The organism is Gabonia massiliensis (genome assembly GCF_001403595.1).
GTDB classification, from domain to species: Bacteria; Bacteroidota; Bacteroidia; order Bacteroidales; family Coprobacteraceae; genus Coprobacter; species Coprobacter secundus.
In genome coordinates this window covers 75,015-84,155 of sequence record NZ_LN877935.1, presented here as the reverse complement: position 1 = coordinate 84,155, position 9,141 = coordinate 75,015, and the positions used below count along the sequence as shown (strand labels likewise).

The following is a 9,141-nucleotide window of genomic DNA, read 5'->3' as shown; positions in this document are numbered from 1 at the left end:
GGATTTCCCTACCGGATGGTAATTGATGTTCCCTGATTGGGGAGTAACGATGGATTTACTAAGAAAGAAAAGCTGTGGAATAGGAGCAAAGTAAATATATTACCATTTTTAGAGTGGCTATATTACTATATTGTGAATTTTTATTTTTTAGAGAATTGAATTTTATTTTATCAATAATTATTTGAAATATTCTATTTGAGAAAAGGGTATACCACGTTTATCTTTTTCTGATAATATCATATTTTCGGAGGAGATAGGCCATTGAATATTTATTTGAGGATCGTTATATAGTAATGTTACTTCATTTTGAGGAGCATAGATATTATCTACTTTATATACAAATGTGGTAGTATCGCTAAGCACTAGGAAGCCATGAGCAAATCCTCTAGGAATATAAAGTTGGCGCTTATTCTCACCAGATAATTCGACCATAACATGTTGACCGAAGGTTGGAGAAGATTTTCTTAAATCTACAGCTACATCAAGTACTCTCCCTTTGAGGACACGAACCAACTTGGCTTGCGAATATTCTCCTTTTTGGAAATGGAGACCTCTTAGTACTCCATATTTGGAGTGGGATTCATTGTCTTGTATGAAGTCGACTTTGCCAATGTATTTGTCAAATAACTCTTTACGATATGTTTCCATAAAGTATCCTCGTGTATCTCCAAAAAGTTGAGTTTCAATGATGAAAACTCCCGGTATGTTTTGCTCTATAAATTTCATGGATAGTGTTTTTGCAAATGTACGTAGTTTTGATTAATTATCAACTTAGGATAAAAGTAAATTTGCATGATGATAATTTTTAAGTGAGCATGATTTAGTTATAAAAAATGAATTTTTTTCATTTAAGATGTTTTTATGATTTATGTAATGATATAAGTTTTGTTATTAAATTTTTTGGTTGTTAAATAGTTTATTGATTTAATATTATGTGTAAATTGATCCATTTCAATATCCTACATGGATCATATGATGCTCCATTCTTGTAGCGTTGCCATTCTTTTTCTAATGATTCTCCTTTGATCCAATGGGAGACTTTTCCAGTTCTTAAATTATATACAGTTTCGTCAACCCAGTCTTTTAATTCATTAGTAAACCATTTATTTTGATGAGTTTTGTTAATATGTTCTTTGGGAGCTAGACGTGTGCTTGTTGGCATTAGCTCTTTTGCATTGTGACGAACAATCCATTTATTTGTAGAAGGTTTTATTTTTATTTTTTCAGGAGTTATAAAGGATAATTCTATGAGTCTATGGTCGAGAAATGGTTTACGTAGTTCGGTAGAAAAGGCCATACTTATTCGATCATTAAGACGTAGAATATGAGGAATTCTTTCGTAAAAGAGGTCTTTATATCTTGTATTGTCAATTTTATTCTGAAAAGGTTTAGGGTATTCAGGTGTTTTTGCGAGTTTTATAAATTCATCTTTCAAGCATAGAGGAGTCTTACTTCCATAATATTGATAAGTTTTAATGATAGGATAATTTCCCCAAGTTTCGTTTAATCCAGTTCCATCACATAAAACGGTTGTGCCCCTATTTTTAGCGATGTGAAAAAGGTGGGCATATGCTAAGGTGTTTAGTTCGTCAAATGGTTCATCTTGTATTTTAGCGATGAGATAGGCTTCCTTACGTATCATTTTGGATGTAACTTTTATTTGTTCATGTTTATAATGTGTATGTGATAGCATTTCAGTAGTCCACAATACTTCATTAGATAATTTATTTTCATTATAGTATGAAAATGCTTTGATAGGTAAATAAGGTGCATTTTTATGTATTAAGCCTAGTAATAAAGCAGAGTTGATACCGCCAGAAAGATTCATCCCTACGGGAACATCAGCTGTTATGTTGTTACGTATACTATCGTTAGTTATTTCTTGAAATCGTTCTATAAATTCTTTTTCATTTCGAGGAGCTTCTATTTCTTTAATAACTTTATCTAATTCGTACCATTTACAAATATCTAAAGTGAAACCGTTAAAAAGTAAACTACTCCCTGCTGGTAATTGATATATGTTATCCCAAAAAGTTTCGTAAGGCATTCCATGGGATGAGTATACAAAATATTCGGCCCATCTGGCAGATGACATTTGGCGATTGACTCCTGCGGCAAAAAGGGCTTTTATTTCAGATGCGAAATAAAGATTTCCTTTTTGTAGACTGAAATATAAAGGCTTTATTCCAATTCTATCTCTTGCTATAAATATGTGTCGTGCTGATTGGTCATATATGGCTATAACGAAATTTCCATTTATTTTATTAAGCATTGCTTTGCCCCATCTATGCCATGCTTTTGATAAAACTTCTATCGTACCATTAGTTCGAAAGGTATAGTAATGGCATAGATAATTTCGTAATTCTTTATAATTAAATATGTTACCGTCTAATAATGTAATTAGTCCAGTTTCTTCATCTATAAAGGGTTGATTGCTGTCATCACTAAGGTCTGTTATTTTTAAACGATTATGAGCTAGTCCTATTTGGGCGTCAACAAAAGATGATATCCAAGATGATGCGACATCGGGACCTCGGTGTTGCTGGGCTTTTATCATTTTGTTAAGTAGAGTTTTCATTTGTTCTACTTCTCCTGCTATTCCTGCTATTCCACACATATTTGCGGCTTTTTATTGTTTAATAGATACGTTGGCATTAATAGAACAACGTAAGGCTATATCTATTACATTGTTGAAATTTTGTTCGCTTATTAAATAGGTCAGAGATTCTGGATAATGTTTGTTGGATTCTTCATTTTGCCATTCAGACCATGCTCTGACGAAAGAGCAATAAATATCATCTTCATCTGTTGAATTTGCATATATTGTATTGTTGTTTTTTAGTAGACGTTTGGTTTCGGAATGATATTGAGTTAAGGCAATGATTGTTCTGCCTGAGGCAATATAAGCAGGTAAATAATGAGGTAATAATATTGCATCATTATTGTTTTCTTCTATATGCAATAGGGCAGATACTTCTTGAAAGAGTTCGAGAAGTTTATAATAGCTTACGTTGATTATGTAAATATTTGACTTTAACCCATAGTTTTTGATACGTTTGATTGTTTTACTGTCAATGTTTCCAGCAAGTAAAAGTTTTATATGATTTTTTCCTTCACATGATTGTTTGACGAATCGAGAAAAAGCGTTAAGAAATCGATGTTGGAAAATACCGTTATTTAAGTTTCCAGGGTATAGTAACGTAAATGTAGATGGTGGAAATTTTATGTTAGTATCATTTGGAGCCAAGTGCAAACCTTCTATGTTTGAGTTTGGAAAGGGTATATATAGCAGCTTCTGTTTTAAGCTGGGAATGCGTTTTTGTAATCGTTCGTATAGTCGCATTGAAGGACAAGTTAAAAATGCTGCTTTATTGATGATATTTGAGATATTGTATTTTAATTTTTTGTTGTAGTGATAAAAGTGTTTTTCTTTGAGTAAAGTATCCCAATTACTTGATGCATCTCCAATCCATGGGATATTTGTGGGTATTTCAGATAATGCATAGTTTATTATATTTGAATTGTTTCCTGGTAAAACGAATATTAGGTCAAGTTTTTGTTGTTTTTCCAAGAGAGAGCAAATGTTTTGTTTCCAAAGGTTTATTTTCTTGAGGTAATGTTTTTGTGGCCTAAAGATAGGTTTTAGGATTGATTTTAGTGAATAGTTTTGAGAATCTGAATCGTCTGTCATGTAATATGTACTAGTTTTTTGTAACCAAGAAGGATTGTCTATGGAGTTTCCACTATATAAGATTGAAATTTGATGGTTACCGTGTAATAATGCAGATATTATATGAGCATATCCAGAATGGATACATTCTGGATATGTTTGTAAACTATCAGTTAAAAGTAAAATATGCATGGCTATTGATTAAAATTTTTCTTATTTAGAAGATTTAGGATATTGAGCTGTCTTTATAATTGAGTATAGTTCTTTTAGCGTATTAGCTTCGGATAGTTCTTTCCCGTGTATTGATACATTGTATTCTTCTTCTATCATCATTATACATGAAGTTGCAAACATCAAATTCCATTCTTTTAATTTTTTAAATGGTGTTTGAGGTTTTAAATCGTCTTTTTTCGTTTTATATAATAATAATGATATTTTTTGTACAAAAAGTAATTCATCCATAAATATCTATTTTTAAGATAAAACGGTTTATAATACCTTTTGTTCAATAAAATGGAATTAAAATTTTTATTTATCGGGCGATATTTTGAGGGATTTAAGAGATAACTAATGCAGTTTAGTCGATTGTTTTTGTATGGATGAGAGAATAAAATTACATTTGAGATGTAAAAGTTGTATTAGCAATCTCTAATGTTACTGTGAAGTAATGAAAAAACTCGATGAAATAAATATTTTTTCGATTAAACTATTCTATATATTTTGGTTATGTGTCCGTTCCTCTGTGAAGAGTAGCGGATACTTTTTGTTTATAGCTTTTGGCAGATATTAATAATGTCTCTTGTATTATGGGCGATATAATTAGCTCCACTCTCTAATAGTTCTTTTTCTGTGCGAAAACCCCAAGTAACGCCCACAGATATTATGTTACTGCGTTTAGCTGTTTCCATATCAACGTTTGAATCTCCAATATATATTGAATTATTGGCTGAGACGTTAGCTTTATTGAGAATTTCTGTAACGATAGAAGGATCAGGTTTTGTTGGAATACCTTCGCGCTGTCCTAATATAGCGATGAAATTAATGTGTTTTCCAAAGTAAAAATGTATTAGATTTTCCGTAGCTTCTTGGTATTTGTTTGATGCTACAGCTATTAAAATTCCGCTTTGTTGCATTTGTATTAATACATTGTTTATACCAGGGTAAGGTCGTGTATGGTTTGTATTATGAGTATTGTAATGATATAAAAAATGTTTTCTAATAAGATTTATATTTGTTTCGTTTCTTTCTTTTTGAGGTAATGCTCGTTCAAATAATTTTTTGATTCCATTTCCTACAAAATAATTATATTCTTTTATATTGTGTTTGGGGAAACCGCATTGCTCTAATGCGTAATTGGTACTTTCGGCTAAATCTTCTATTGTATTTAATAATGTTCCGTCTAAATCAAATATTGCAAGTTTTATCATTTGTGTTATTTTTTTGTGGCGAATATACAAAATATACAGATATTTTAAGGTTTTATAGGGATATAATAATGTTTTAATTATTAATAATATACAATTATCTTATAAAAATGTGTGCGCACACATTTTTATAAAACCATATTTTAAAATAATCATTATATTTGCACTTGCTATGTGTGCGCACACATAGCAAGTGCAAATTGAAAATGGATAATAAAAAAAATATACGAATATCAGATATTGCACGCTTAGCAGGAGTCTCTGTTGGGACAGTAGATCGTATATTGCATAATAGGGGACGGGTATCTAAGGAAAAAAGAGTTTGTGTTGAGCGCGTTTTGAAAGAAGTCAATTATAAACCTAATTTGATGGCCCGTTCATTAGCTATGAAAAAGACTATTAATATTATAGCTTTGATACCGTCTTTTAAGACTGGAGAATATTGGGAAGATATAAATCGGGGAATTAGCTGTGCAGAGACTGAACTAAATTTATATAATGTTCGTATTGAGAGAATTCTTTTTAATCAATATGATGAGTTCTCTTTTAATAAGGCAGTAGATACATTGTTAAAGAAAGAATTTCAGGGAATATTAATTGGAACTTTGTTTGGGGAACCCGTTGTTCGTTTATCTTTAGAACTTGATAATAGGAAAATTCCCTATGTGTATGTCGATTCGAATATCGTAGGACAGAATTGCTTAGCTTATTTTGGCACTAATTCTTATGATGGTGGATATATTGCGGCTAAATTATTGATGGAAAAAATTCCAGAAAATTCGGATATTCTTATATCTCGCATTATGCGGGAATGTAAAAATTGTTCTACACAAATATGTAATCGGGAAAAGGGATTCATTGATTATTTAACTAAATGTGATTATCAAGGTCAAATTTATTATTGTGATTTGAGTATTGATGATCCTTTATATAATACTCAGGTATTAGATGAAATTTTTAATTCAACAGGAAAATATATAAGAGGGGCTGTTTTATTTAATTCAGTTTGTTATGTATTAGCTGATTATTTGTCTCGACATAAAGAGAAACAAATAAAGCTGGTTGGGTATGATTTGCTTGCGCGCAATATAGAACATCTATTGGAAGGAAATATAGTCAATCTTATTGCTCAGAGACCAGAAATGCAGGGATATAATGGAATTAAAGCATTAGCTAAATATTTAGTTACTGGGGAATGTGTTTCGAAAGTTAATTATATGCCTATTGATATTCTGATCTCTGAAAATATACAGTATTATAATAATCAAAGTATATAAATTAAAAGTAATGATGTTATGACAGACTTATTTAGTGTAAAAGACAAAGTGATTGTGATGACTGGTGCAGCCGGGATTTTAGGACGTTCTATATCATCATATTTGGCTGCAGAAGGAGCAAAGATGGTGCTTCTTGATCGTAATGAAACTGCGGGTAATGATTTGGTTAAATCAATAAAGAGTAATGGGTATGAAGCTACGTTTTTGTACACTGATGTGTTAAATAAAGATACCCTTATTTCTAATCGAGATGTAATAATCGAGAAGTATGGGAGAATAGATGTATTATTAAATGCTGCAGGAGGAAATATGGCTGGAGCTACTATACCACCGGATAAGACAATTTTTGATTTAGATGTTGATGCTTTTCGTAAAGTGGTAGATTTGAATTTATTTGGAACAGTGTTACCTACTATGGTTTTTGCTGAGGTAATGGTAAAACAGAAAGTTGGAGCTATTGTAAATTTTTGTTCAGAGTCAGCTTTAAGGCCTCTTACTCGTGTGGTTGGGTATGGTGCGGCTAAAGCAGCGATCGCTAATTTTACAAAATATATGGCTGGAGAATTGGCGTTAAAATTTGGTCCGGGTATCCGTGTAAATGCTATAGCTCCAGGCTTCTTCTTAACGGAGCAGAATCGTACTTTATTAACTAATTCAGATGGATCATTGACTGAGCGCTCTCATACAATTTTATCTCATACTCCTTTTGGTCGTTTTGGAGAACCTGAGGAGTTATTAGGGACGATACAATATCTTATCAGTGATGCTTCTAAATTTGTGAGTGGCACAGTTGCTGTTGTTGACGGAGGTTTTGATGCATTTTCTATTTGATTATTAATTTTAAGATTTTAGTTATGATATTATGTGAACAAACATGGCGCTGGTATGGACCAAATGATCCGGTTAGCTTATGGGACATTAAACAAGCTGGGGCTACAGGAATTGTGAATGCTTTGCATCAAATACCTAATGGCGAAGTTTGGACAGTAGAAGAAATTATGAAACGTAAGCAGATGATTGAAGATGTTGGCTTGAAATGGTCTGTCGTTGAGAGTGTTCCTGTACATGAATACATAAAAACACAAACTGGAGATTTTCAAAAATATATTGATAATTATAAGGAAAGTATTCGGAATTTAGGAAAATGTGGGATAAATATTGTTACTTATAATTTCATGCCTGTGCTTGATTGGACTCGTACGGATTTGGGATACACTTTGCCCGACGGTTCTAAAGCTTTACGTTTTGAAAGATTGGCGTTTGTTGCATTTGATCTTTTTATATTAAAGCGTCCTGGAGCGGAGAAAGACTATTCGGAAGATGAGAAGAATAAAGCAAGGGGCCGTTATGAACGAATGACAGATGATGATAAGGCTTTGTTGATAAAAAATATGATTGCAGGATTACCTGGGTCTGAAGAAAGTTTTACCTTATCCCAATTTCAGGAGGCATTGGACCGATATAAGGATATAGATGCAGAAAAATTGAGAAATAATTTGATTTATTTTTTAAAAGAAATTGCTCCTGTGGCAGATGAAGCAGGAGTTATGTTAGTTATACATCCTGATGATCCTCCTTATTCTATATTGGGGTTGCCTAGGATTCTAAGCACTGAAGCTGATTTTGCCAAATTGGTGAATGCTGTGCCAAATAAATCAAATGGATTATGTTTGTGTACAGGTTCTTTTGGGGTTCGTCCTGATAATGATTTAGCTGGTATGATGGAGCGTTGGGGCGATCGGATAAATTTTGTTCATTTACGTAGTACACAAAGGGATGTTGAAGGTAATTTTTATGAGGCAAATCATTTAGAAGGTGACGTAGATATGTATAATGTAATGAAGAATTTTTTACTTGTACAACAGAGACGAGGTGTTTCTATTCCTATGCGTCCAGATCATGGTCATCAAATGGTTGATGATTTGCGTAAAAATACGAATCCCGGATATTCTTGTATTGGACGTTTACGAGGCCTTGCGGAGTTACGAGGTCTTGAATATGGTATAGCCAAATCAATATTGAAATAAATTTGAGTAGAAGCCCATAAAATAAAATGCATATTTAATGGGCTTTTACTGTATTAAAATTCAGAAAGTTTCTTTTTACGAGTTATATTTTTTGCTTTAATATAATGGTAAAAAGAACTTTTATTTAAATCTATTCTTCTACAAATATCTGCAATACTCATTTCGGTTGATTGATACAGAGTTATGGCTTGTTTTATTTTTAAACTCATCTCTGTAGTCATTCCCGTAGGACGTCCTAATCTACGTCCATTGTCAATTGCTTTGTTTAATCCTGTCCGTATATTTTGTGCTGTTATATTAAGACGAAATAGATTAAGGCTTTTTATTAATGATGCAGTTTTTGTATCGTCTGGATTGATACAGATATTGTACTCATCTGCTGATTCAAGAATAATTCCAGCGTTAATCAGTTTTTCTATGAGGTGTAGAAGCTCTTTCATCCCTCCACAAATATCCTGAAGGGCACTGACTACGATTGTATCTCCTTTTTCTAGTTGAGATAGGATAGATATAAATTTTTTTTCAATAAAAATTGAATCTGTTGCAACACCTCGTTCATTCAGCTTTGAAATATTATGCTGGATAGAAACTGCATTTTGAGAAATTTTGATAAACCCTTTTTTCATATTCTCTTAATTATGTTACCTTTTGTTTAAGTAACACAAAAAATCATATTAAATTTAGTAATCTATTTTAATAAATTGAATTATAATTTACTAAAAGGATAATGTGTGAGACGAGTT

The 9,141-nt window shown here is 32.0% G+C and carries 9 protein-coding genes; 3 read left to right on the top strand and 6 right to left on the bottom strand.

The genetic code is table 11. The features are described 5' to 3' along the window. Positions 1–177: 177 nt before the first annotated feature. The 5 genes from rfbC to BN2628_RS00660 form a co-directional block, all read right to left on the bottom strand. Positions 178–726, bottom strand: a complete 549-nt coding sequence (gene rfbC / locus BN2628_RS00680) for a dTDP-4-dehydrorhamnose 3,5-epimerase (RefSeq protein ID WP_044231149.1) — start codon at positions 724–726, stop codon at positions 178–180. 190 nt (positions 727–916) lie between these two features. Continuing rightward, positions 917–2,617, bottom strand: a complete 1,701-nt coding sequence (gene asnB / locus BN2628_RS00675) for an asparagine synthase (glutamine-hydrolyzing) (protein WP_044231150.1) — start codon at positions 2,615–2,617, stop codon at positions 917–919. Positions 2,618–2,629: 12 nt separating this feature from the next. After that, positions 2,630–3,862 (bottom strand): glycosyltransferase family protein, encoded by a 1,233-nt coding sequence (locus tag BN2628_RS00670; RefSeq protein WP_055095615.1) that lies wholly within the window; start codon positions 3,860–3,862, stop codon positions 2,630–2,632. Between the two features lie 21 nt (positions 3,863–3,883). Then, entirely contained in the window at positions 3,884–4,132 is a 249-nt protein-coding gene (locus tag BN2628_RS00665) for a hypothetical protein (protein ID WP_044230739.1), read from the bottom strand. A 305-nt stretch (positions 4,133–4,437) separates the two neighbouring features. Next, positions 4,438–5,097 (bottom strand): HAD family hydrolase, encoded by a 660-nt coding sequence (locus tag BN2628_RS00660; protein WP_044230740.1) that lies wholly within the window; start codon positions 5,095–5,097, stop codon positions 4,438–4,440. 203 nt (positions 5,098–5,300) lie between these two features. Between BN2628_RS00660 and BN2628_RS00655 the strand changes: the two genes are divergently transcribed. Genes BN2628_RS00655 through uxuA form a run of 3 tightly spaced genes read left to right on the top strand, consistent with a single transcriptional unit; the run spans position 5,301 to position 8,398 of the window. Further along, entirely contained in the window at positions 5,301–6,371 is a 1,071-nt protein-coding gene (locus BN2628_RS00655) for a LacI family DNA-binding transcriptional regulator (protein WP_044230741.1), read from the top strand. An 18-nt stretch (positions 6,372–6,389) separates the two neighbouring features. Beyond that, a complete protein-coding gene (locus BN2628_RS00650; protein ID WP_044230742.1) occupies positions 6,390–7,202 on the top strand; it encodes an SDR family oxidoreductase in 813 nt (270 codons plus the stop codon). Between the two features lie 23 nt (positions 7,203–7,225). Continuing rightward, the gene (uxuA, locus tag BN2628_RS00645) at positions 7,226–8,398 is read left to right on the top strand and encodes a mannonate dehydratase (protein WP_044230743.1); all 1,173 of its coding nucleotides are present in this window, start codon (positions 7,226–7,228) and stop codon (positions 8,396–8,398) included. A 53-nt stretch (positions 8,399–8,451) separates the two neighbouring features. Here the strand turns inward: uxuA and BN2628_RS00640 are convergent, their stop codons facing one another. Further along, positions 8,452–9,024, bottom strand: coding sequence for a recombinase family protein (locus BN2628_RS00640; RefSeq protein ID WP_044230744.1), 573 nt, complete (start codon positions 9,022–9,024; stop codon positions 8,452–8,454). Positions 9,025–9,141: the final 117 nt, after the last annotated feature.

Bases quoted from the DNA above. Each gene is read 5' to 3' on its own strand.
- asnB (WP_044231150.1), bottom strand. From the start codon at position 2,617: ATGTGTGGAATAGCAGGAATAGCAGGAGAAGTAGAACAAATGAAAACT.
- BN2628_RS00670 (WP_055095615.1), bottom strand. From the start codon at position 3,862: ATGCATATTTTACTTTTAACTGATAGTTTACAAACATATCCAGAATGT.
- BN2628_RS00655 (WP_044230741.1), top strand. From the start codon at position 5,301: ATGGATAATAAAAAAAATATACGAATATCAGATATTGCACGCTTAGCA.
- BN2628_RS00640 (WP_044230744.1), bottom strand. From the start codon at position 9,024: ATGAAAAAAGGGTTTATCAAAATTTCTCAAAATGCAGTTTCTATCCAG.
- BN2628_RS00660 (WP_044230740.1), bottom strand. From the start codon at position 5,097: ATGATAAAACTTGCAATATTTGATTTAGACGGAACATTATTAAATACA.
- uxuA (WP_044230743.1), top strand. From the start codon at position 7,226: ATGATATTATGTGAACAAACATGGCGCTGGTATGGACCAAATGATCCG.
- BN2628_RS00665 (WP_044230739.1), bottom strand. From the start codon at position 4,132: ATGGATGAATTACTTTTTGTACAAAAAATATCATTATTATTATATAAA.
- rfbC (WP_044231149.1), bottom strand. From the start codon at position 726: ATGAAATTTATAGAGCAAAACATACCGGGAGTTTTCATCATTGAAACT.
- BN2628_RS00650 (WP_044230742.1), top strand. From the start codon at position 6,390: ATGACAGACTTATTTAGTGTAAAAGACAAAGTGATTGTGATGACTGGT.